At 73.1% G+C, this 23,895-nt stretch carries 13 protein-coding genes; 2 read left to right on the plus strand and 11 right to left on the minus strand.

What is annotated here, in order from left to right; translation table 11 throughout:
* The 3 genes from ABGB06_RS38780 to ABGB06_RS38790 all read right to left on the minus strand — a co-directional run.
* Positions 1-325: AzlD domain-containing protein (locus tag ABGB06_RS38780; protein WP_347600241.1), on the minus strand; the 325-nt coding region annotated here is incomplete at its 3' end.
* Positions 322-1,140: an AzlC family ABC transporter permease gene (locus ABGB06_RS38785; protein WP_347600272.1), complete on the minus strand. Its 819-nt coding sequence runs from the start codon at positions 1,138-1,140 to the stop codon at positions 322-324. The genes ABGB06_RS38780 and ABGB06_RS38785, both read right to left, overlap by 4 nt.
* Positions 1,141-1,161: 21 nt before the next feature.
* Positions 1,162-2,052 (minus strand): AraC family transcriptional regulator, encoded by an 891-nt coding sequence (locus tag ABGB06_RS38790; RefSeq protein WP_347600244.1) that lies wholly within the window; start codon positions 2,050-2,052, stop codon positions 1,162-1,164.
* Between the two features lie 68 nt (positions 2,053-2,120).
* Here ABGB06_RS38790 and ABGB06_RS38795 point away from each other — a divergent pair, with 68 nt between their 5' ends.
* Positions 2,121-6,866, plus strand: a complete 4,746-nt coding sequence (locus ABGB06_RS38795; RefSeq protein ID WP_347600247.1) for a DEAD/DEAH box helicase — start codon at positions 2,121-2,123, stop codon at positions 6,864-6,866.
* Positions 6,867-7,023: 157 nt separating this feature from the next.
* Here the strand turns inward: ABGB06_RS38795 and ABGB06_RS38800 are convergent, their stop codons facing one another.
* From ABGB06_RS38800 to ABGB06_RS38835, 8 genes are all read right to left on the minus strand, one after another.
* Entirely contained in the window at positions 7,024-7,434 is a 411-nt protein-coding gene (locus ABGB06_RS38800) for a helix-turn-helix transcriptional regulator (protein ID WP_347600249.1), read from the minus strand.
* A gap of 95 nt (positions 7,435-7,529) precedes the next feature.
* Positions 7,530-8,147: a CinA family protein gene (locus ABGB06_RS38805; protein ID WP_347600252.1), complete on the minus strand. Its 618-nt coding sequence runs from the start codon at positions 8,145-8,147 to the stop codon at positions 7,530-7,532.
* Positions 8,137-8,796, minus strand: coding sequence for a CDP-diacylglycerol--glycerol-3-phosphate 3-phosphatidyltransferase (gene pgsA, locus ABGB06_RS38810; protein ID WP_347600255.1), 660 nt, complete (start codon positions 8,794-8,796; stop codon positions 8,137-8,139). Before pgsA ends, ABGB06_RS38805 begins: the two co-directional genes overlap by 11 nt.
* The gene (gene rimO, locus ABGB06_RS38815; RefSeq protein WP_347600257.1) at positions 8,793-10,295 is read right to left on the minus strand and encodes a 30S ribosomal protein S12 methylthiotransferase RimO; all 1,503 of its coding nucleotides are present in this window, start codon (positions 10,293-10,295) and stop codon (positions 8,793-8,795) included. The genes pgsA and rimO overlap by 4 nt, the downstream gene beginning before the upstream one ends.
* A gap of 73 nt (positions 10,296-10,368) precedes the next feature.
* Positions 10,369-11,178 carry a helix-turn-helix domain-containing protein gene (locus ABGB06_RS38820; protein WP_347600260.1) on the minus strand — a complete coding sequence of 270 codons (810 nt, stop codon included), beginning with the start codon at positions 11,176-11,178 and terminating at the stop codon, positions 10,369-10,371.
* 230 nt (positions 11,179-11,408) lie between these two features.
* A complete protein-coding gene (locus ABGB06_RS38825; RefSeq protein WP_347600263.1) occupies positions 11,409-14,117 on the minus strand; it encodes a DNA translocase FtsK in 2,709 nt (902 codons plus the stop codon).
* Positions 14,118-14,214: 97 nt separating this feature from the next.
* Entirely contained in the window at positions 14,215-14,895 is a 681-nt protein-coding gene (locus ABGB06_RS38830; RefSeq protein ID WP_347600266.1) for a response regulator, read from the minus strand.
* Between the two features lie 387 nt (positions 14,896-15,282).
* Positions 15,283-20,727, minus strand: coding sequence for a HAMP domain-containing protein (locus ABGB06_RS38835; protein ID WP_347600274.1), 5,445 nt, complete (start codon positions 20,725-20,727; stop codon positions 15,283-15,285).
* Positions 20,728-21,087: 360 nt separating this feature from the next.
* On the opposite strand from ABGB06_RS38835, the gene ABGB06_RS38840 reads away from it, so the two are divergent.
* Entirely contained in the window at positions 21,088-23,685 is a 2,598-nt protein-coding gene (locus ABGB06_RS38840) for a SpoIIE family protein phosphatase (RefSeq protein WP_347600269.1), read from the plus strand.
* Positions 23,686-23,895 lie beyond the last annotated feature (210 nt).

Consider the following 23,895-nt stretch of genomic DNA (forward strand, 5'->3'; position numbering starts at 1 on the left):
GCGGCCCGGTGTCCGCTCCGCCGCCGACCGCCCGGACGGCCGCCGTGACCGCCACCGCGGCGGCCACCACCAGCAGGAAGGGGACGCGGAGCAGCAGCGCGAGCGCCGCCGCACCGAGCCCGGCGGCGCGCGCGTCCAGGGTGAGCGCGCCGTCGTCGTCCAGGGTCTGCAGGGCGGTGAGGGCGGCGAGCAGCGCGACCGGCAACAGCACCGCCAGCCGCCGGACGAGCGGACGCTCCAGGGCGGCCGCCGGGACGGAGAGGCCGAGCAGCTTGACCAGATAGCAGCCGCCCGCGGTGAGGCCGATGGCCAACCAGACGGTCATGACGGGCGCTCCTCGGCATGCCGGCTGGTGTCGCCGTCGCGGACCGGCAGGCGGCTTCCGACCAGCAGTACCAGGGGCGCCGCGAGCGCGGCGGCCAGCACCGGCGCGCCGGCCGGCAGCAGCGGCAGGCAAACCACGGCGAGCCCGACGGCGACGGCGGCGGTGGCCCGTTCCGCCGGGGCGCGCAGCATGGGCGCGAGCAGGGCGAGGAAGACGGCGGGCCCGGCCGCGTCCAGGCCCCACGCCCTCGGATCGCCCAGCGCCCCGGCGCCCAGCGCGCCGAGCAGGGTGGTGGCGTTCCAGCAGACGAAGAGGGTGAGGCCGGTGACCGCGAAGCCGATGCGGGCCAGCCGCCGGTCGGGCTGGGCGAGCGCGACGACCGCGGTCTCGTCGATCACCCAGTGGGCGGCCAGTGGCCTGAGCCACCGCGGCAGCCGGAGCAGGGTGGACAGCCGCAGGCCGTAGAAGCAGTTCCGGCCGCCGAGGAAGATCGCGCCGGCCGCGGCGGTGACCGGGTTGCCGCCGGACACCAGGGAGCCGACGAGCGCGAACTGGGAGGCGCCGGTGAAGACGAACAGGCTGAGCACGCAGGTCTGGGGCACGGACAGCCCGCCGGAGGCCGCGGTCACGCCGAACGCGAAGCCGGACAGGCCGACCGCGACGCCGACGCCCAGCGCGTCCCTGACCGTCCGCGCGGTGCCGTTGTCCGCGGCGCCGTCGGCGGCGCCGGGCCCGTCGGGAGGCGCCGCGGCGGGCGGATGTTCCCCCGCGCGTGGAGGCACCGGCTCCGCGCGCGTTTGTGGCTTGTTTTCCATCACTCCGACACGCTAAGCGGATCACGTCGGCTCGGTCTTGTACGTTCTTGCGCGCTCGCGCTGGTACGCGCCGGGCGTCACGCCCACCGTCCGGGTGAAGTGGCGGTGGAGGTGGGGTTGGTCGGTGAAGCCGACCCGCACGGCCGCCTCGGCCGGCGGCACGCCGGCGTCGAGCAGCGCTCTGGCCCGATGCACCCGGGCGTCGGTCAGCCAGGCGTGCGGCGGCATCCCGTAGCGCTGCCGGAAGGCCCGCAGCAGGGCGAACGGGCTGACCCCGAACCCCGTCGCGAGCCGCTCCAGGGTGGGCGGCCGGGCCATGCGCTCCTCCAGTTCGGCGCGGGCGCGCTCGGCGATGTCCGCTCCGGCGGTGCGTATCTCACGCCGGGGTAGTGGGCCACCGGCGCGCAGGAGCAGCCGCGCTATGACCATCCGCAGCAGACTGTCCGCGGCCAGCGCGTCGCCCTCGTCGGCCGCGCGCAGCACCTGCGCCACCAGCCGCACCGCCGGCGGGTCGTCGAGCACCGGCGCGCGGAACCCGGCGGCGCCGCGCAGCGCCAGCGTCTCGGCGGCGATGGCGTCGACCACCTCTGGCGCCGGGTAGACCGCGCCGTAGGTCCAGCCCTCGGGCACCCCGGCCTGGCCGGTGTGCGGGGTGTCCGGATTGATCAGCGCCAGGCCGCCGACGCCGGCGCGCTCCACCGTGCCCCGGTGGTGGAACGCCTCGACGCCCTCGGTGATCGCCGCGATCACGAACGTCTCGTGGGTGTGCCGGATGAAGGTCCGGCTGACGTACCGGGCGCGCAGCAGGTCCACCCCGGGAAGCTCGTCATAGCGCCAGTGCCGCGCCCGCTCGCCCGCGGCGGGGGCGGCGGGGCGTGCCCCCGCGGTCGGTGTCGCTCGTCGCCGTGCCATGACGGCATTGTGCGCGGTGGCGCGGTGCCGGAGGGGACGTTGTCAGTGCCGGGGTGCACGATGGGCGTATGGCTCCCGACGAGGCTCTCGACGCGTTCTCTCCCGCCACCCGCGCGTGGTTCACGGGGGCGTTCGCCGAGCCGACGCCCGCCCAGCGCGGCGCGTGGCGGGCCATCGCGGAGGAGTCGGACGTGCTGGTGGTGGCGCCCACCGGCTCCGGCAAGACGCTCGCCGCGTTCCTCGCCTCCCTCGACCAGCTGGCCGCCACCCCGCCGCCCGCAGAGCCGCTCCGCCGCTGCCGGGTGCTGTACATCTCGCCGCTCAAGGCGCTCGCGGTCGACGTCCAGCGGAACCTGCGCAGTCCGCTGACCGGCATCCGGCAGGAGTCGGTGCGGCTCGGGCTGCCGGAGCCGGAGGTCAGGGTCGGCATCCGCAGCGGGGACACGCCCGCCGCCGAGCGCCGCTCGCTCAGCACCCGGCCGCCGGACATCCTGATCACCACCCCCGAGTCGCTCTTCCTGATGCTGACCTCGGCGGCCAGGGACGCGCTGGCCGGTGTGGAGACGGTCATCCTCGACGAGGTGCACGCGGTGGCCGGCACCAAGCGGGGCGCCCATCTGGCGCTCTCGCTGGAGCGTCTCGACGAGCTGCTCGACCGCCCCGCGCGGCGGATCGGGCTGTCGGCGACCGTGCGGCCGGTGGACGAGGTGGCCAGGTTCCTGTCGCCGCAGCGCAAGGCGAAGATCGTCCAGCCGCCGTCGGGCAAGGAGTTCCGGCTCTCGGTGGTGGTGCCGGTGCCGGACATGGCGGAGCTCGCGGGCTCCCCGGTGACGGAGGCCACCGAGGCGGCCGACGACCGCCCGTCGATCTGGCCCTCCGTGGAGAACCGCATCGTCGACCTCGTCCAGGCCCACCGCTCGACCATCGTCTTCGCCAACTCCCGCCGCCTCGCCGAACGTCTGTGCAACCGGATGAACGAGATCGCCCACGAGCGGGCCGCCGGCGAGCCGCTGCCCGAGGACCACTCGGCGGCCGAGCTGATGGGTGGCTCGGGCTCCGGCAAGGGAGCGCCACCGGTGCTGGCCAGGGCGCACCACGGCTCGGTCGCCAAGGAGCAGCGGGCGCTGATCGAGGAGGACCTGAAGGCCGGCCGGCTGCCCGCCGTGGTGGCCACCTCCAGCCTGGAGCTGGGCATCGACATGGGCGCGGTCGACCTGGTCATCCAGGTGGAGTCGCCGCCCTCGGTGGCGTCCGGGCTGCAGCGGGTGGGGCGCGCCGGGCACCAGGTGGGGGCGGTCTCGGCGGGTGTGGTCTTCCCGAAGTACCGAGGTGACCTGGTGCAGTCGGCGGTGGTCACGGAGCGGATGCGGACCGGCGCCATCGAGTCGCTCCGGGTGCCGGCGAACCCGCTGGACGTGCTCGCCCAGCAGCTGGTCGCGATGACCGCGCTGGACTCCTGGGACGTGGACGAGCTGCTGACGCTGGTCCGTCGGGCCGCGCCGTTCGCCGCGCTGCCCGAGTCCGCGTACCACGCGGTGCTGGACATGCTGGCCGGCCGGTATCCGTCGGACGCCTTCGCCGAGCTGCGCCCGCGCCTGGTGTGGGACCGGGTGGGGCACACCGTGCGGGGCCGTCCCGGCGCCCAGCGGCTGGCGGTGACCTCCGGCGGCACCATCCCCGACCGGGGCCTGTTCGGCGTCTTCCTGGCCGGGGCCGACCCGAAGAAGGGCGGCGGCCGGGTCGGCGAGCTGGACGAGGAGATGGTGTACGAGTCGCGGGTCGGCGACGTCTTCACCCTGGGCACCACCTCCTGGCGGATCGAGGACATCACCAGGGACCGGGTGGTGGTCTCGCCCGCCCCCGGGGTGCCGGGCCGGCTGCCGTTCTGGAAGGGGGACCAGCTGGGCCGCCCGCTGGAGCTGGGGCGGGCGCTCGGCGCGTTCCTGCGGGAGACCAGCCGGCTGGCCCCCGAGGCGGCGAGGGAGCGGCTGACCGCGGCGGGCCTGGACGCCTGGGCCGTGGACAACGTCCAGGCGTACCTGGACGAGCAGCGCGAGGCGTGCGGTCACGTCCCGGACGACCGGACCATCGTGGTCGAGCGTTTCCGGGACGAGCTCGGCGACTGGCGCGTGGTGATCCACTCGCCGTTCGGGGCCCAGGTGCACGCGCCGTGGGCGCTGGCGCTCGGCGCCCGGCTGACCGAGCGGTTCGGACTCGACGCCCAGGTGCTGCACGCCGACGACGGGATCGTGCTGCGGCTGCCCGACGCGGACGTGTTCGCCGAGGAGTGGGCGGCGTGGGACGCCGAGTCCTCCGGCGGCGACGCCGGCGGTCCCGCCGGCGGTGACGGCGGTGCCGCGGTGGCCAGGAGCCGACCGCTGGACGGGGTGTTCGACGAGAGCCCGCCGCCGGTGGGCGCGGCCGAGGTGCTGATCGACCAGGGCGAGGTCGAGCAGCTCGTCACCGACCAGGTCGGCGGCTCCGCGCTGTTCGCGTCGCGGTTCCGGGAGTGCGCCGCCCGCGCGCTGCTGTTGCCCCGGCGCAGCCCCGGCCGGCGCACGCCGCTGTGGCAGCAGCGGCAGCGGGCCGCCCAGCTGCTCTCCGTGGCCAGCGAGTTCGGCTCGTTCCCGATCGTCCTGGAGGCGGTCAGGGAGTGCCTGCAGGACGTCTTCGACGTGCCGGGCCTGGTGGAGCTGATGGGCGACATCGAGGCTCGCCGGGTGCGGCTGGTCGAGGTGACCACCAGGGAGCCGTCGCCGTTCGCTCGTTCCCTGCTCTTCGGCTACGTCGCCCAGTACCTCTACGAGGGCGACTCGCCGCTGGCCGAGCGCCGGGCGGCGGCCCTGTCGCTGGACTCCCGGCTGCTGGCCGAGCTGCTGGGCCGGGCGGAGCTGCGCGAGCTGCTCGATCCCGAGGTGCTCGCGGATCTGGAGCTCGAGCTCGGCTGGCTCACCGAGGACCGCCGGGTGCGCGACGCGGAGGGCGTCGCCGACCTGCTGCGGGTCCTCGGGCCGCTGACGTCCGAGGACTTGGCGGTGCGCGGGGCCGAGCCGGGCTGGGCCGAGGAGTTGGCGGCGGCCCGGCGCGCGGTGCCCGTCCGGATCGCGGGTCGCGAGCACTGGGCGGCCATCGAGGACGCGGGACGGCTGCGCGACGCGCTCGGCGCCGCGCTTCCGGTCGGGGTGCCCGAGGCGTTCACCGAGCCGGTGCGCGATCCGCTCGGCGATCTGCTGGCCAGGTACGCCCGCACCCACGGGCCGTTCACGTCGGAGGCCGCCGCGGCGCGGTTCGGCCTGGGCACCGCGGTCGCCGACGGGGTGTTGCACCGGCTGGCCGCCGACGGACGGCTGGTGCAGGGCGAGTTCACCCCCGGTGGGGTGGGCCACGAATGGTGCGACCCGACGGTGCTCAGGCGGCTGCGGCGGCGCTCGCTGGCGGCGTTGCGGCACGAGCTGGAGCCGGTGCCGCCGACGGCGCTGGCCGCGTTCCTGCCTCGCTGGCAGCACGCCGGCAGCCTGCCGCCGCGCGGCGGGCCGCGCGGCATCGACGGCCTGGCCCGGATCGTCGAGCAGCTCCAGGGCGCCCCCGTGCCGGCCTCGGCGCTGGAGCGGCTGGTGCTGCCCTCCCGGGTCTCCGGATACGCGGCGCCGCTGCTCGACGAGCTGACGGCGGCGGGCGAGGTGGTCTGGGCGGGCGCCGGCGCGCTGCCCGGCACGGACGGTTGGGTCTCGCTGTACACGGCCGATGCCGCGCCGCTGCTGCTGCCGCCGCCCCGGCCGCTGGAGCTCTCGCCGGTGCACCAGACCGTGCTGGACGCGCTCTCCGGCGGGTACGGCCTGTTCTTCCGGCAGATCGCGGAGCAGGTGAGGGCCGCCGGGCACGAGATACCGGAGACCGGGCTGGCCGCGGTGGTGTGGGAGCTGGTCTGGTCCGGTCGGCTGACCAACGACACCCTGGGGCCGCTGCGCACCCTGCTCGGCTCGGGGCGCACCGCCGGCGCCGTGGCGCACCGGGCCCGGCGCACGGCGCCGCGTGGCCGCTGGGGTGCGACGCCGGGTCTCGCGCCGGGCCGTGCGCCGGCCTCCCGAGCCGGGGCCGGGCCGCCCACGGTGGCCGGGCGTTGGTCGCTGCTCCCCGAGCGGGAGACCGACCCGACGCTGCGGGCGCACGCGCTCGCCCGCACGCTGCTGGACCGGCACGGCGTGGTCACCCGCGGCGCGGTCGCCGCGGAGGGCGTCGAGGGCGGGTTCGCGGCGACCTACCGGGTGCTGTCCGCCTTCGAGGACAGCGGGCAGGCCCGCCGTGGGTACGTGGTGGAAGGGCTGGGCGCGGCCCAGTTCGCCATGGACGGCGCGGTGGACCGGCTGCGGGCGATCAGCGGCGCGGCGGAGCGCTCGGCCGAGGAGGCCACGCACCAGGCCGTGGTGCTGGCCGCGGCCGACCCGGCCAACGCCTACGGCGCCGCCCTGCCGTGGCCCGAGCCGCCCGCCGGCGGACCGCAGACCGCGGGACACAAGCCGGGGCGGAAGGCCGGCGCCCTGGTGGTGCTGGTCGGCGGCGCGCTCACGCTGTACCTGGAGCGGGGCGGACGCACGCTGCTGGCCTGGCCGCCGGAGGGCGACCAGACGGCGGCGGAGGGAGCCCTGACCCGTGCCGCCGAGGCGCTCGCCCAGGCGGTGCGGCAGGGCGCGGTGGGCACCCTGACGGTGGAGCGGGTCAACGGGTCACCGGCGCTGGCCGACCCCTTCTGGGCGGGAGTGCTGGAGTCGGCGGGCTTCCACGCGACGCCGCGCGGGCTGCGCCTGCGGCCCTAGCCGCCGGCCGGCGGTGCCGCGCGGCGTTGTGTGGCGTTCTCCGGCGCTCGCGGCGTGGCGGGCTCCATGGGGGTGCGACGCCGTGTGCCGGGGCGTGCCCGGGCCCTGAGGGGCCGGGACGGGGGCGGAGAGGGAGTCGAGCGGACGCCGGGGCGGCTCAGGCGGCCACCACGTCGACGGCCTCGCTCGGGCTCTTGATGGTGACGTGGTCGTCGGGGCGGTGGGTGACGGAGGTCACCCGGACCGGGTTGAGCATGGTGCGCTCGGCCAGGCCACGCCCGGCCGGGACCCCCAGCGCGGGCACGGGGTCGCTGGCGGCGGCGGACTGGGCCAGCTCGGCGAGCGCCAGCTCGTCGCTCACCTCGCGCAGCAGCTCCGACATCCGCAGGTCCAGCGCGTCGCAGATCGCGGAGAGCAGCTCGGAGGAAGCTTCCTTCTGTCCCCGCTCCACCTCGGAGAGGTAGCCAAGTGAGACCCGGGCGGAGGATGACACTTCACGCAGAGTACGGCCCTGACGCTGGCGCTGCCGACGCAGCACGTCACCCAGCAGGCGACGGAGCAGGATCATCGGTGGCTCCCTCCTCGGACCGTTGGCCTCGCTTGCTTCATGCCCCACCGTACCGCCTCGGACTCCAACCGGCCGGGGAGCGATGTCTTGTTCACTCAGGGCTGCAAACATCCATCCTCTCCGTTCTGTTCCGTATCCTGCCCCGCTTCCGGAGTAGCCAGAGTCAGCTCCCCGCGCAGCAGGTCGAGCACCGCGAGCACGCTGCCGGCCCGCACGGCGGCCCGGTCCCCGGAGAGAGAAAGCCGCTGAGCGACGACTCCCCGCGTTCCGGGGGTCGAAACCGCCACGTACACGGTGCCCACCGGCTGACCGTCCTGCGGTTCGGGCCCGGCGACCCCGGTGGTGGCCGCCCCCCAGTCCGCGCCGAGCCGCTCCCTGACCCCCGCGGCCAGCTGCCGGGCGACCTCCTCGTCCACGGCGCCGCGCTCCGTGAGCAGCCCGCCGTCCACGCCGAGCACGTCCCGCTTCAGGTCCGTAGCGTAGGCGGTGACGGAGCCGCGGAAGGTCCGCGAGGCGCCCGGGGTCGCGGAGAGCGCGGCGGCGACCAGACCGCCGGTCAGCGACTCGGCCACGGCGACGCTCTGCCCGGCGTCGTCGAGCAGCCGCAGCACCTCGGCGGCCAGCTCCTGCCCGGATGCGGGCTCCGCCCCGGCGGCCCCGCCGCCTGGCCCGACGGCGGCGTCCACGGGGCGGTGGCGCGGCTCAGCGCTCATCGGACCGTTCCGTGGCCGCCGCCCGGCTCCGCGCCAGTCCGGCCCGGCGCAGCAGGACGGCCCGCCGGACGTAGTCGAGGCCGGTGCCCACGGTGAGCACGACGGCGAGCGCCATCACCCACCAGCGCAGCGTCGCCAGGAAGCCGGTCAGCGCCAGGATGTACATGCCGACCCCGATCCCCTGGGCCAGGGTCTTCGCCTTGCCGCCCCGGCTGGCCGGAATCACCCCGTGCCGGATCACCCAGAAGCGGAGCAGCGTGATGCCGATCTCCCTGGTGAGGATCGTCACGGTCACCCACCACGGCAGGTCGGACAGGATCGAGAGGCACACCAGCGCCGCGCCCATGATCGCCTTGTCCGCGATCGGGTCGGCGATCTTGCCGAAGTCCGTGACCAGGTTCCTGCGCCGCGCGAGCTCGCCGTCCAGCAGGTCGGTGATCATGGCGATGGAGAACGCCGCCCAGGCCAGCGACCGCCATCCGGGGTCGTGGCCGCCGTCGGCGAACATCAGCAGCACCAGCCCCGGCACCAGGAGCATGCGCACCATGGTCAGGATGTTGGCGATGTTCCACAGATGAGGCTCGGCGGCGGCAGGCTGCGGCCCGGCCCGGCGTCCGTCCCCCGGAGCCGCGGCTGGCATGTCCGTCATCTCCCCGCCCCGGCGCCGTCCGGCGCTGAGCGGGGCACCGCCAGGAGGTCCACTCCCCGGGTGGCGGTGACCTCCACGTCGAGCAGATCGCCGAGAGCGGGCCGCGGTCCGGTGGCGGGGTCGCCCAGGACCAGGATCTGGCCGTCGGTCTCCGGCGCCTGGTGCGCGCCCCGCCCCACGGCGAGCACCTCGGGGTCGTCGGCCGGCTCCAGCGCCTCGACCAGCACCAGGGCCCGCTCCCCCACGCGCTCCTCGGCGCGCTGCGCCATCAGCTCCTCGGCCAGCGCGGTGACCCGGGCGAGCCGCTCCGCGACCAGCTCGGGGGCGTGCTGACCCGGCAGTCCGGCGGCCTCGGTACCGTCCTCGTCCGAGTAGCCGAAGACGCCGATCGCGTCGAGCCCGGCCGCGGTGAGGAAGCGCTCCAACTCCGCCAGGTCGGCCTCGCTCTCGCCCGGGAAACCGACGATGAAGTTCGACCGGACGCCGGCACTCGGTGCCCGGTCGCGGATCTCGGAGAGCAGCGCCAGGAACCGGTCGGTGTCGCCGAAGCGGCGCATGGCGCGCAGCACGCCGGGAGCCGAGTGCTGGAACGACAGGTCGAAGTAGGGGGCGACCTTCTCGGTGCCGGTGAGCACGTCGATCAGTCCCGGACGCATCTCGGCCGGCTGGAGGTAGCTGACCCGGATCCGCTCCAGCCCGTCCACCGCGGCGAGCTCGGGCAGCAACGTCTCCAGCAGCCGGATGTCGCCGAGGTCCTTGCCGTAGGAGGTGTTGTTCTCCGAGACCAGCATGATCTCCCGCACCCCCTGGTCGGCCAGCCAGCGCGCCTCGGACAGCACGTCGGTGGGGCGCCGGGAGAGGAAGGAGCCGCGGAACGACGGGATGGCGCAGAAGCTGCATCTCCGGTCACAGCCGGACGCGATCTTGACGGAGGCCACCGGGCCGCCGCCGAGCCGCCGCCGCAGGGGCGCCCGCGGGCCCGAGGCGGGCGCGACGCCCAGCGGCAGGTCGGCGGGGGCGCCGTGCCCGGGCACCGCGACGGGGGCGTCCTGGCGCTGCACGGGCGTGAGAGGCAGCAGCGAGCGCCGGTCGCGCGGCACGTGCGGGGTGTGGGCGCCGCCGCCCAGTATCGTGCGCAGCCGGGTGGAGATGTCCGCGTAGTCGTCGAAGCCCAGCACCGCGTCCGCCTCGGGCAGCGCCTCGGCCAGCTCCTTGCCGTACCGCTCGGCCATGCAGCCGACCGCGACCACGGCCCTGGTGCGGCCCCCGCCGTCGCCGGCGGCGGACTTCAGCTCGTTGGCCTCCAGCAGGGCGTCCACGGAGTCCTTCTTGGCGGCCTCGACGAAGCCGCAGGTGTTGACCACGGCGACCTCGGCGTCAGCCGCGTCGTCCACCAGGTCCCAGCCGTCCGCGGCGAGCCGTCCCGCCAGCTCCTCCGAATCCACCTCATTGCGGGCGCAACCAAGCGTGACCAGGGCGACGGTGCGGCGTTCGGACATGATCTCAGCCTACTTCGTCCGCGGCCGGGCGCCGCCCCCGGCCGAGTCGCGGCAGCCGGGAATCAGCCGGGAATCAGCCTTCCTCGGGGTCACCCGGGGTGTAACTCAGGCGCTGCACCTGCCCCATCTCGCCGACGTCCTCGATCTCCTTGCCGTTGACGTGGAGCTGCACGGCGCCGGCGTTGCCCAGCACCAGGTCCAGCTGCTCGTCGTCGGTGAAGGTCTCCGACTGGCCGTCCTGCAACACGCCCTCGTAGATCAACTGGCCGCTGCTGTCGTGGACGGAGAGCCAGCTCTCGCCGCCCTGGATGGTCGCCCTGACGGTGACCTTGTCGGCCGGCACCGCGGCCACGGCGCTCTCGGAGGGGTCGGGGCGGTCGGGCTGCTCGGTCCCCTGCTGGCCGCCGCCCTCCTGCTGCTGCTGGGTCGCGCTGGGGCTGGGGTTGCCCTCGGCCCGGGCACTGGCGTCGTCCTCGTCGCCGCTGAAGAAGGTGAAGCCGACGAAACCGATCACGGCGACGATGGCGGCCACCATGGCCGCGGTCCAGTTGGGGCGGCGCGGCTCGGGCCGGATCCGCTCCGCCTCGAACACCGGTGCGGCCGGCACGGGCGCGGGCGCGACGCCGTGCTGCTCGTTGTACAGCTCGATGACCTCGGCCGGGTCGAGCCCGACGGCCCGGGCGAGGGTGCGGACGTGTCCGCGGGCGTACACCTCGCCACCACAGCGGGAGAAGTCGTCCTGCTCGATCGCATGAACGATGGGAATGCGCACGCGGGTGGACGAACTGACCTCGTCCACGGTCATTTTGGCGTCGATGCGCGCCTGCTGGAGGGTTCGACCGACGGAAGGCCGGTCCTTGGCGGAGGAGTTGCCATTGGACACGGGTGCGCCTTTCGAGCGTGAGCCACGTGCTGCCTTGGTCAAGTCTAGGGGCGTCGGGAAAGAAGCGGGCAACCGGGCCGGCGGACTTTGTCCGCCAACAGGATGGCCGTACTTTCCGGTCGACTCCCGATGGCGGTACCTCACGCCGTCCCGCTGGCGACGAGCGCGGGGACGGGGACAATGTCCCGCCCGTGCCCGGCCGCCGGAAATGGGACGACGGGGGGTCGGCCTTATGGGTGAGTACCCCGGATGAGAGCGAGCACTCCGTCGAGTTCCTCGGGCTTGACCAGCACGTCACGGGCCTTGGAGCCCTCGCTCGGACCCACCACCCCGCGCGACTCCATGAGGTCCATCAGCCGGCCCGCCTTGGCGAAGCCGACCCGCAGCTTGCGCTGGAGCATGGAGGTGGAGCCGAACTGGGTGGAGACCACGAGCTCGGCCGCCTGACAGAGCAGGTCGAGGTCGTCGCCGATCTCCTCGTCGATCTCCCTCTTCCTGGCACTGCCGACGGTCACGTCCTCGCGGAAGACGGGCGCCATCTGCTCCTTGCAGTGCGCGACGATGGCGGCCACCTCCTCCTCGGTGACGAAGGCGCCCTGCATCCGGGTCGGCTTGTTCGCCCCCATCGGCAGGAACAGCCCGTCGCCCTTGCCGATCAGCTTCTCCGCGCCCTGCTGGTCCAGGATGACCCGGCTGTCGGCGAGCGAGGACGTGGCGAACGCGAGCCGGGAGGGCACGTTGGCCTTGATCAGGCCGGTGACCACGTCGACGCTCGGGCGCTGGGTGGCCAACACCAGGTGGATGCCGGCGGCCCTGGCCAGCTGGGTGATCCGGACGATCGCGTCCTCGACGTCCCGCGGCGCCACCATCATCAGATCGGCCAGCTCGTCGACGATGACCAGCAGGTACGGGTAGGGCACCAGCTCGCGTTCGCTGCCCTCGGGCACGGTGACCTTGCCCGCGCGCACCGCGCGGTTGAAGTCGTCGATGTGCCGGTACCCGTAGGCCGCCAGGTCGTCGTAGCGCAGGTCCATCTCGCGCACCACCCACTGGAGGGCCTCGGCGGCCCGCTTCGGGTTGGTGATGATGGGCGTGATCAGGTGCGGGATGCCCTCGTACGCGGTGAGCTCGACCCGCTTGGGATCGACGAGCACCAGCCGGACGTCCTCGGGGGTGGCGCGCATCATCACCGACGTGATGAGGCAGTTGACGCAGGACGACTTGCCGGAGCCGGTGGCGCCGGCGACCAGCATGTGCGGCATGCTGGCCAGGTTCGCCATGACGTACCCGCCCTCGACGTCCTTGCCGAGGCCGACCAGCAGCGGGTGGTCCTCGCCCATGGAGTCGGCGGTGCGCAGCACGTCGCCCAGGTTGACCATCTCGCGGTCGCTGTTGGGGATCTCGATGCCGACCGCGGACTTGCCGGGGATGGGGCTGATGATGCGGACGTCGGGGCTGGCCACCGCGTACGCGATGTTCTTCGTCAGGGCGGTGATCTTCTCGACCTTGACGGCCGGGCCGAGTTCGACCTCGTAACGGGTCACGGTCGGGCCGCGGGTGAAGCCGGTGACCCGGGCGTCAACCTTGAACTCCGTGAAGACGGTGGTGAGCGCGTCGACGACGGCGTCGTTGGCGGCGCTCCTGGTGCGCCCGGGACCGCCGCGGCGCAGCAGGTCCAGGCCGGGCAGCCCGTAGGTGATGTCGCCGGAGAGCTGGAGCTGCTCGGCCCGCGGCGGCAGCGGGGCCGACGGTTCGGGCTCGCTCTTGGTCAGGTCGGGCACGCCGCCGCGCGACTCGGTCCCGGCCGCCGCCACGCCCTCGCCGCGCGATTCGGCCGCCCGCTCGGCGCTCTTCCCCCTGCCGGACCGGCCCGTGGCGACCCGGCTGCTGAGGTCGGCCACCAGCGGCGAGGGCTGCACTCCGTGCCGCACCGCGCCGTCCAGCGCCGCGGCGGCCTCGCTGGCCACGTCCACCGGATCGGCACCGGAGCGCCGGGGCGACGACGCCGCCCCGGCACCGCCCCGGGACGCGCGGCGGCGCGGCGCCCGGCGGCGCTCCAGGGCCTCCTCCTCGGCCTCCAACGGGTCGGCGGGCTCGGCCCTGTCGGGGCGACGGCTGGGCCGCCAGTCCGCCTCGGGGCCCGGCTCCGGCTCGAACTCCTCGGCCGGCCGGGCCGCGGGCATCAGGCCGATCCGGGCGGCGGCCTGGCGCAGCCGCCGGGGCACGGCGTTGACCGGCGTGGCGGTGACCACCAGCAGCCCGAAGAGGGTCAGCAGCGACAGCAGGGCGACCGCGAGCGGCTCGCCGACGGCGACGATGAGCGGGCGGGAGGCGGCCCAGCCGATCTGCCCCCCGGTGTCGCGGATGGCCTGGGCGCCGTCCTCGCGGCCCGGCGCGCCGGTGAAGACGTGCACCAGGCCGAGCACGCCGACCAGCAGGGCCGAAAGGCCGATGACGATACGGCCGTTGGCCTCCTGCTGCTCCGGATGCCGGACGAGCCGGATCGCGATGAAGCCGAGAATCAGCGGGAACACCAGGTCGAGGCGTCCGAGCGCGCCGGTGATCACCTCGGTGACCAGGTCGCCGACCGGCCCCCGCAGGTCCGACCAGGTGCCGGCCGCGGTGACCAGGGTCAGGCCGATGAGCAGCAGCGCGACGCCGTCCTTGCGGTGCGCGGGATCAAGTCCCTTGGCGCCCCGCCCTATTCCGCGCAGCAGGGCGCCCACGGGCCGGGCGATGCCCATCCACAGGGCGCGCAGCACGCGGAACACCATCCGGGGCGCGGAGGACGGCTGCTTGGGCGGAGGCTTCTTGGCCGCCGTCTTCCTGGCCGCACTCGGCTTGGCCGGGGCCTTCTTGGCGGGCGGCTTCCTGGCGCCCCCGCCGCTGCGCCCGGCGCGTGCGCTGGCGGAACCCTTGCCGGACGTACGTGAGGCCATGGGGGTGAGAGTACCGGGGTCGTCGCGCCCAGGCACGAACCGCGAGGCATCCGGGACCTGACGGTGACGCGGCCGCCCGGGGCGGAACCGCGAAGGCTCAGCCCTGGTGCGAGTCGACCGACTCCGGCTCCTCCTCGGCACCCGGCTGCAGGGCGTCCAACGCGCGGCGCAGGCCGGCGATCTTCCGCTCCAGATGGGCCGCGGTGGACACCGCGGGGCCGCCGCCGGAGCCGGCCAACTCCTTCGACAGCGCCTCCGCCTGCTCCTCCACGGCGGCCAGCCGCGCGGACAGCTCGGGGAGCAGACCGCCGGTGCGCTCCTCGGCCTCGACCGAGCCCTGGCCGCCCTCCAGCTCGCGGCGGAGCAGCGCGGCCTGCTCGCGCAGCTGCACGTTCTTCTTGTGCAGGTCGACGAAGACCGAGACCTTGGCCCGCAGCACCCAGGGGTCGAAGGGCTTGGAGATGTAGTCCACGGCACCGGCCGCGTATCCCCGGAAGGTGTGGTGCGGGCCGTGGTTGATCGCCGTCAGGAAGATGATGGGAATGTCGCGGGTGCGCTCACGCCGCTTGATGTGTGCCGCCGTCTCGAAGCCGTCCATGCCAGGCATCTGGACGTCCAGCAGGATGACCGCGAAGTCCTCCGTGAGCAGCGCCTTGAGCGCCTCTTCCCCTGACGATGCCCGAACCAGCGTCTGATCGAGCGCCGAGAGAATCGCCTCAAGCGCCAGCAGATTCTCGGGCCGGTCATCGACCAGGAGGATCTTGGCCTTCTGCACCATGGCCTGTCCTCCTCGCCCCTGCGGCACGCCTCCGCGCCGCCATCGTGGACGGCCACCTCATGCCGTCCGGTCCTGTGCTGGACATGGTGGCATCCCCGCCTGCCCCCGTGCCAGCCAACCGGGACAACCACCCTCACAACGAACGGTGGCCGTCCTCAGTGCCCGGTCCCTCATCCAAGCACCGCAAGTGTTCCGGCAGATGCCCGCTGCACCAGGAACTCATCCGGTGGTCCGTTTGGCGGACAACACGCCCGAATTCCGGTGATCAACGCATTGCGCTGCGTCACCTTACCACGCTGGGTCAGGCGCGGCGAGCCGGCCTGTACGCACTGCGACAAACGCCCACGGCGCCCGCGGTGTTCCCCGTCCGGGACGCCGTGGCCCATGTCACCTTCCGTCCAGCCACTGGCTCATGACGTGCAGGAGCTGGTCCGTGTCGACCGGCTTGGTCACGTGGTCGGAGGCCCCGGACTCGATGCTCTTCTCGCGGTCCCCCTTCATGGCCTTGGCGGTCAGCGCGATGATCGGCATCTCCGCGAACTGCGGCATCCGCCGGATCGCGGCCGTCGTGGCGTAGCCGTCCATCTCCGGCATCATGATGTCCATCAGGACCAGCACGATGTCCTCGTTGGACTCCAGCACCTCGATGCCCTCGCGCCCGTTCTCGGCGTAGAGCACCTTCAGTCCGTGCTGCTCCAGGACGCTGGTGAGCGCGAAGACGTTGCGGACGTCGTCGTCGACGATCAGCACCTTCCGGCCCCGGAAGTCGCGGAACTTCCGGCGTCGCTTCGCCTCGCCCGTGGCGGCCTGGGCGGCGTCGCGCCGCTCCGCCTCCGGACGCGGCGGCTCCTGCCGGCTCTGGCCGCTGTCCAGGGAGCGCTCCCGGTGCCGCCGGGTCAACGACTCCGCGGCCCGCTCGGCCGCCACGGCGGCCTTGCGGCTCTCCAGGTCCGACCGCGCCAGCGACGCCCGCCCGACGGGCGGCAGCGCCGCGGCCGGCTCGGCCACCCCGCCGGTCCCCGCGACCGTCCCGGCCGCCTCCCGGCCGCCGTCGGCCAGCTCGTCCCGCTCGACGACCGCCTCCTCGACGACGCCCAGGGTGCCGGCGGCGAGCCGGCCGTAGCCGGGCGGCGGGAGCTCGGTGGGCTGCAGCGGCAGGTAGAGGGTGAAGGTGGAGCCGCGGCCCGGCTCGCTGGCGGCGTGGATCTCGCCGCCGAGCAGCCGGGCGATCTCCCGACTGATCGACAGACCGAGACCGGTGCCGCCGTACTTCCGGCTGGTGGTGCCGTCGGCCTGTTTGAACGCCTCGAAGATCACCCGCATCTTGCTCGCCGCGATCCCGATGCCGGTGTCGGAGACGGCGAAAGCGATCAGCGGCGCCTCGGCGTCCCGCACCGAGCCGTTCTCCAGCATCTGCTCGCGGATCTCCTGCGGCACCTCGGGTCCCGCCGGCCTGATCACCAGCTCGACGGAGCCGGAGTCCGTGAACTTGGCGGCGTTCGAGAGCAGGTTGCGCAGCACCTGGACCAGGCGCTGCTCGTCGGTGTGCAGGGTGGCCGGCAGCTCAGGGGAGACCCGCACCGAGAACTCCAGGTTCTTCTCCGCGGTGAGCGGACGGAACGACGCCTCGACGTAGTCCACGAGCTGCACCAGCGCGATGCGGCTGGGGGTCACGTCCATCTTGCCGGCCTCGACCTTCGACAGGTCGAGGATGTCGTTGATGAGCTGCAACAGGTCGGATCCGGCGCCGTGGATGGTCTCGGCGAACTCCACCTGCTTCGGCGAGAGGTTGCCCTCGGCGTTGTCGGCCAGCAACTTGGCCAGGATCAGCAGCGAGTTGAGCGGCGTGCGCAGCTCGTGCGACATGTTCGCCAGGAACTCCGACTTGTACCGCATGGAGACCGCGAGCTGTTCGGCGCGCTCCTGCAGGCCGCGCCTGGCCTCCTCGATCTCGGTGTTCTTCAGCTCGATGTCGCGGTTGGTGGAGGCCAGCAGCTGGGCCTTCTCCTGCAGTTCCTCGTTCGACTCGCGGAGCGCGCGCTGCTGCGCCTCCAGCTGGTTCGAGCGGTCCCTGAGCTCCTCGGTCAGCTCCTGGAACTGCTTCAGCAGCATTTCCGTGCGGGTGTTGACGCTGATCGTGTTGACGCTCGTGGCGATCATCTCGGCCATCTGGTTGAGGAAGTCGCGCTCGATCTGCGTGAAGGGCTGGAAGGACCCGAACTCCAGCACCCCCAGCATCCGGTCCTCGAACAGCACCGGCAGCACGATGCCGTGCGCGGCCGGGGTCTCGCCGAGCGCCGAGGAGATCTTCAGGTAGTTCTCGGTCGTCGGCCCGAAGAGGATCGTCCGGCGCTCCTCGGCGGCGGTGCCGACCAGCGACTCGCCCGGCTGGAACGTCAGCGTGCTGGTGCCCTTGGGCGAGCCGTAGGAGCCGATCATGCGCAGCAGGTACGAGCCGTTCTCGCCGGGCCCGGCGACCACCTCGGAGTCGCCGTCGGTGGGCACCGCCAGGAAGAACGCGCCGAGTTGGGCGCCGACCGCGGGCGCCAGCTCGCTGGTGATCAGCGTCGCCACGTCCTTCAGCTCGCGGCGGCCCTGCATCAGCGCCGAGATCCGGGCCAGGTTGCCCTTCAGCCAGTCCTGCTCGACGTTGGTCTTGGTGGTCTCCCGCAGGTTGCTGATCATCGTGTTGATGGTTTCCTGCAGGCTGAGGATCTCGCCGGCGGCGTCCGCGTCGAGGTTGGCGCCGTGGTCGCCTCGGGTCACCGCGTTGGCGACCCGGGCGATCTCCCGCACCTGGCGGGTGAGGTTGCCCGCCATCTCGTTCACCGAGTCGGTCAGGTCCTTCCAGGTGCCGGCGACCCCGGGCACCAGTGCCTGGCCGCCCAGTAGTCCCTCGGTGCCCACCTCGCGGGCGACCTTGGTGACCTGCTCGGCGAACGACGACAGCTGGTCGACCATGGTGTTGAGGGTGTTCTTCAGGTCGAGCATCTCGCCCCAGGCGTCGATGTCGATCTTCTTGGTCAGGTCGCCGTTCGCGATCGCCTTGGTGACCATCGTGATGTTGCGGACCTGCCCCGTGAGGTTCGACGCCATCGAGTTCACGGACTCGGTGAGGTCCTTCCAGGTGCCGGACACGCCCGGCACCTTGGCCTGGCCGCCCAGCCGGCCCTCGGTGCCCACCTCGCGGGCCACCCTGGTCACCTGGTCGGCGAACGACGACAGCGTGGTGACCATCCGGTTGACCGTGTCGGCGAGCTGGGCGACCTCGCCCCTGGCCTTGACCGTGACCTGCTTGGTCAGATCGCCGTTGGCCACCGCCGTGGCGACCTCCGAGATGTTGCGGACCTGCTCGGTCAGGTTGCCGGCCATCAGGTTGACGTTGTCCGTCAGGTTCTTCCAGGTGCCGGAGACGCCCTTGACCTCGGCCTGGCCGCCGAGCCGGCCCTCCGTGCCCACCTCGCGGGCCACCCGCGTCACCTGGTCGGCGAACGACGACAGCTGGTCCACCATCGTGTTCACGGTGGTGACCAGGCCGAGGATCTCGCCCCGCGCGTCCACGGTGATCTTCTTGGACAGGTCACCGTCGGCGACCGCCTTGGTGACCTCGGCGATGTTCCGCACCTGCGAGGTGAGGTTGTTGGCCATGTCGTTCACCGAGCTGGTGAGGTCCTTCCAGGTGCCCGAGACACCCTTCACCTCCGCCTGCCCGCCGAGCCGGCCCTCGGTACCCACCTGCTGTGCCACCTGGGTGACCTGCTCGGCGAACGAGGAGAGTTGGTCCACCATGGTGTTGACGGTGTTCTTGACCTCCAGGATCTCGCCGCGCGCGTCCACCGTGATCTTCTGCGACAGATCGCCGCGGGCCACGGCGGTGGCCACCTGGGAGATGTTCCGCACCTGGTCGGTGAGGTTCGACGCCATGTCGTTCACCGAGTCGGTCAGGTCGCGCCACACGCCGGCGACGCCGGACACCTGGGCCTGGCCGCCCAGCCGCCCCTCGGTGCCCACCTCGCGGGCCACGCGGGTGACCTCGGCCTGGAACGACGACAGCTGGTCGACCATCCGGTTGACCGTGTTCTTGACCTCGAGGATCTCGCCGCGGGCGTCCACGGTGATCTTCTGCGACAGGTCGCCGTCCGCCACCGCGGTGGTCACCTGGGCGATGTTGCGGACCTGGTCGGTGAGGTTGGAGGCCATGCCGTTCACCGAGTCGGTCAGCTGCTTCCAGGTGCCGCTGATGTCGTCGACCTTGGCCTGGCCGCCCAGCCGCCCCTCGATGCCCACCTCGGTGGCGACCCGGGTGACCTCCGCCTGGAACGACGACAGCTGGTCCACCATCCGGTTGACGACGTTCTTCAGCTCCAGCATCTCGCCGGCGACGTCCACCGTGACCTTCTGCGAGAGGTCGCCCGCGGCCACGGCCTTGGTGACGTTCGAGATGTCCCGCACCTGGCCCGTGAGGTTGCGGAACGCCGTGTTCACGGAGTCGGTCAGGTCCTTCCAGGCGCCGCCCACGCCCAGGATGGACGCCTGGCCGCCCAGCACGCCCTCGTCGCCGATCTCCCGCGCCACCCGGGTGACCTCGTACTGGAAGGACGACAGCTGGTCCACCATCTTGTTGACGGTGATCTTCAGGTCCTCCATCTCACCCGAGACGTCGACGGTGACCTTCTGGGACAGGTCCCCGTTGGCCACCGCGGTCGTCACCTGGGAGATGTCCCGCACCTGGCGGGTGAGGTTGCGGAAGGCGGTGTTCACCGAGTCGGTGAGCTCCTTCCACACCCCGGCCACGCCCGGCACCCGGGCCTGGCCGCCCAGCCGGCCCTCCGTGCCGATCTCGCTGGCGGTCCTGATCACCTCGTCGGCGAACGAGCGCAGCGTGCCCGTCATGTCGTTGATGGTCTCGGCGAGCTGGGCGACCTCGCCGCTGGCGGAGACCGTGATCGTCTGGGACAGGTCGCCGTTCGCGACCGCCGTCGTGACCTGCGAGATCTCCCGCACCTGCTTGGTCAGGTTGCCGGCCATCGTGTTGACCGAGTCGGTCAGGTCCTTCCAGACGCCGGCCACGTCCGCCACCTCGGCCTGCCCGCCGAGCACGCCGTCGGTGCCGACCTCCCGGGCCACGCGGGTGACCTCCTCCTGGAAGGAGGACAGCTGGTCGACCATCTTGTTGACGGTGTTCTTGAGGTCCTCCATCTCGCCGGAGACGTGGACCGTGACCTTCTGCGAGAGGTCGCCCGCGGCGACCGCCTTGGTCACCGTGGAGATGTCGCGGAACTGCGCCGCGAGCCGGGCCGCCATCGTGTTGACCGAGTCGGTCAGGCCCTTCCAGGCACCCGACATCCCGCGCACCTGCGCCTGGGTGCCGAGGCGACCCTCGGTGCCGACCTCGGTGGACAGCCGGGTCACCTCGTCGGTGAACTCGGTGAGCTGGTCGACCAGCCCGTTCACCGTCCGGCCGACCTTCAGGAACTCGCCGCGCAACGGCCGGCTCGCGCCGTTGTTCGCGTGGGCCCGCAGGTCCATCCGCTGTTCCAGGTCGCCGTCGGCGATCGCGCCCAGCACCCGGCCCACCTCGGAGACGGGCCTGACCAGGTCCTCGACCAGATCGTTCGCGTCGTCCACGGCCTTGGCCCAGGCGCCCTCGCAGGCGCCGGTCTCCATCCGCTCGGTGAGCTTGCCCTCCCGGCCGACGACCCGCCGCACCCGGGCCAGCTCCCCGGTGACGTGGAGGTTGCGCTCGGCCACCTGGTTGTACACGGCGGCGATCTGGGCCATCGGCCCGTCGCCGGTGACGGCCAGCCGCTTCCGGAGATTCCCGTCCCGCATGGACTCCAGCGCCGCCAGCAGGCGACTCAGCGACGCGGCGTCCACCTCGACGGTGCCGGTGCCCCGGGACCGTCCCGTACGCCCACGCGCGCCGGCGCGCGTCACCGCTCCGTCAGACACCACTGTGTCCCTCCCGCTGGATCGATCATCCCGCCCGCGCGCACACGCCGAGCGCTTCCAGTGTTTCACTCCCACCGGACCGGGCGATAACAGTTCGGCAGCATCCCATACTGCTGTTTTCCCGGTCAGGGGGAAATCCCTGGATGCACCGTCCGCGCGAGCACGAGAGGTCAGTAACCTGGCTTCGGGCTGTCCACGTGACATCCGGGTAGCGACGAGACACACCTTTGGGGGAGTGACGTGATCACCGCGCGGGCCGCGGCCACCTTCGAACCGGTTGGGCGCTCCGTCGCGACCGCGCGTGGTTTCGTCCGGGACACTCTGCAGGGCTGGGGCCTGGCCGACCTGATCGAGGACGCCGTGGTGCTCACCAGCGAGCTGGTCACCAACGCGGTGGTCCACGCCGGCACGGCGGCCGAGGTCCGCTGCCTGCGGGACGCCCGCGGCGTCCGGATCGAGGTCATCGACCGGCATCCGGAGCGCCACCTCCCGCTCGCCGAGGTCTCCCGCGGCCAGCTGGACCTGAACAGCGAGGGCGGCCGCGGCCTGATGCTGTGCGCCGCGCTGGCCACCCGCTGGGGCGTGGACTACACCACCACCGACAAGTGCGTGTGGTTCCGGCTGGACGAGCAGGACCTTCCGGTGGGCACCCGCTCCGCGGGTCCGGTGCTGCCCGACGAGTCGCTGCCGGTCAGCGACACCCGGGTCCGGGTCGCGGTGGTGCAGATCGACCGCGCCGACACCGTCACCGCGTGGAACAGCGACGCGACGGAGCTCTTCGGCTACCCGGAGGAGCAGATCGTCGGCAAGCCGCTGGCCGACCTCGCCGCCTGGCCGCAGACGCCGGGCACGGGCACGGGCATCGCCGAGGCGCTGTCCCTGTCGCGCTGGGAGGGCAGCTACGGGCTCCGCGACTCCGAGGGCCGCACGATGCCGGTCTACGCATGTCACCTGCGGGTCAGGGACGCGCACGGCGAGCCGTCGACGGTATGCCTGATCGTCCGGGACCAGGAGCGCGCGATCCTGCAGGGTCCGACCCGGGTGCCGGTGCACGGGGACTCGCTGGACCGCTCGGCCGGTGACCCGTTGGACGGGCTGATCGGCTCGCCGCCGCCCGACGACCTGGACGGCCTGCTCCAGCGCACGGTCGAGCGGGCGCGTGACATGCTCGACGGCGACGCGGCGTTCCTGCTGCTCGCCACCGACGACGAGACGGAGCTCGAGGTGCGGGCCACCACGGGCCTGCCCTCGGCGAGACAGCGCTTCGCCCGGGTGCCGGTGGAAACCGGCAGCGGGCGGTACGGCTCGGCCAGGATGCCGGCGGTGCACGAGGACCTGGCGACCTCGCCGGGCGCGGTTCCGCTGCTGTCCGGCACCGGAATGCACGCCGTGGTGAGTGTGCCGCTGAAGGTGGAGGGCCGGCTGACCGGCTCGATCGGCGTGGCCTCCGAGATGCCGGGCCGGTACGGGAACGAGGAGGCGCTGCGGCTCCAGTTCGCGGCCGACCGGATCGCGCTGGCGGTCGAGTCGGCGCGGCTGACGGAGCTGGAGCGGCTGCGCCGTGGCTCGCTGGCCTTCCTGGTCGAGGCGTCGGAGCTGCTGGCCGGCACGCTGGACCGGGACCAGACGCTCGCCCTGATGGCGCAGATGATCGTGCCGACGCTGGCCACCTGGTGCGCCGTCTACACGCTGCCGGAGGCCGGCTCGGAGCCGGTGCTCTCCTATGTGCTGCACGAGGACGAGGAGCGCATCGACGGCATCAAGTCGCTGCTGGACCAGGTGGACCCGCCGGAACCTGGGGCGGGACAAGGCGTGCGTCAGTGGACCGCGCCGGCGGACGCGGCGCACAACACGACGCTCCGCACCTCGCTGCGCAGCCTGGCCCTGGGGAAGCTGCCGCCGAAGCCACCGGAGACCAGCCACTCCACGGCGACCGCCGTCGGCGGCGAGACGGTGGTGCTGCCGCTGCTGGCCCGCAACCGGGTGATCGGCCTGCTGGCCCTGGGCAAGCCCACGGACGAACGGTTCCGTCAGGACATCCTGGAGTTGGCCGAGGACCTCTCCCGGCGTGCGGCGCTGGCCCTGGACAACGCGCGGCTCTACAGCGAGCGCACCGCGATCAGCCAGTCGCTGCAACGAAGCCTGCTGCCGCCCGAACTGCCGGACATCGACGGCGTGGAGGTGGAGGTCGTCTACCGGGCCGCCGGCGAGGGCAACGAGGTGGGCGGCGACTTCTACGACGTCTTCCCGATCCGCGAGGGCGCCTACGGCTTCGCCATCGGAGACGTGTGTGGCACGGGCCCGTTGGCCGCGGCGGTCACCGGACTGGCGCGGAACGCGCTGCGGCTGCTGGCCCGGGAGGGCCTGGGCGGCCCGGCGGTGCTGGAGCGGCTCAACGCGGCGATTCTGGAGCAGGGCCCGCGGTCCCGTTTCCTCACGCTGCTGTACGGCGAGTTGTGGCCGCAGCCGGAGGGCGGCGCGCTGCTGAAGATGGTCTGCGCGGGCCATCCGCTGCCGCTGCGGTTGACGCCCGACGGCCAGGTGGCGCCGGCGGCGAACCCGCAGCCGCTGCTCGGTGTGATGGACGACCTGGAGCTGTACGAGCAGACGACGACGCTGAGCCCCGGGGACGTGCTGCTGTGCGTCACCGACGGGGTGACGGAGCGGCGTGAGGGCACCCGGATGCTCGGCGACGACGGCCTGGCGGTCGTGTTGAGTTCGTGCACGGGCATGACCGCGGGCGCGGTCGCCGCCCGGGTGTCGAGGGCCGTGGAGCGTTTCGCGGCCGACGCCCCCTCGGACGACATGGCGATCCTGACCCTGCGGATTCCGGAGTAGCGGCCGAATAGCGGTAGCCGAATGGCGGTAAAGACCGTCTGGTGGTGAGAGGCCGTTGCCCTGGCCCTGCCGCCCGCTCCGACAGAACGCAGAAATGGGTGTGGTCCCACCAGAGTTACCTGGTGGGACCACACCCATCATCAAAAATAGTCCGGCGGTGACCTACTCTCCCACACGGTCCCCCATGCAGTACCATCGGCGCTGGGAGGC

It is taken from the genome of Streptomyces sp. B6B3 (assembly GCF_039871525.1).
In the GTDB taxonomy this organism is placed as follows: domain Bacteria; phylum Actinomycetota; class Actinomycetes; order Streptomycetales; family Streptomycetaceae; genus Streptomyces.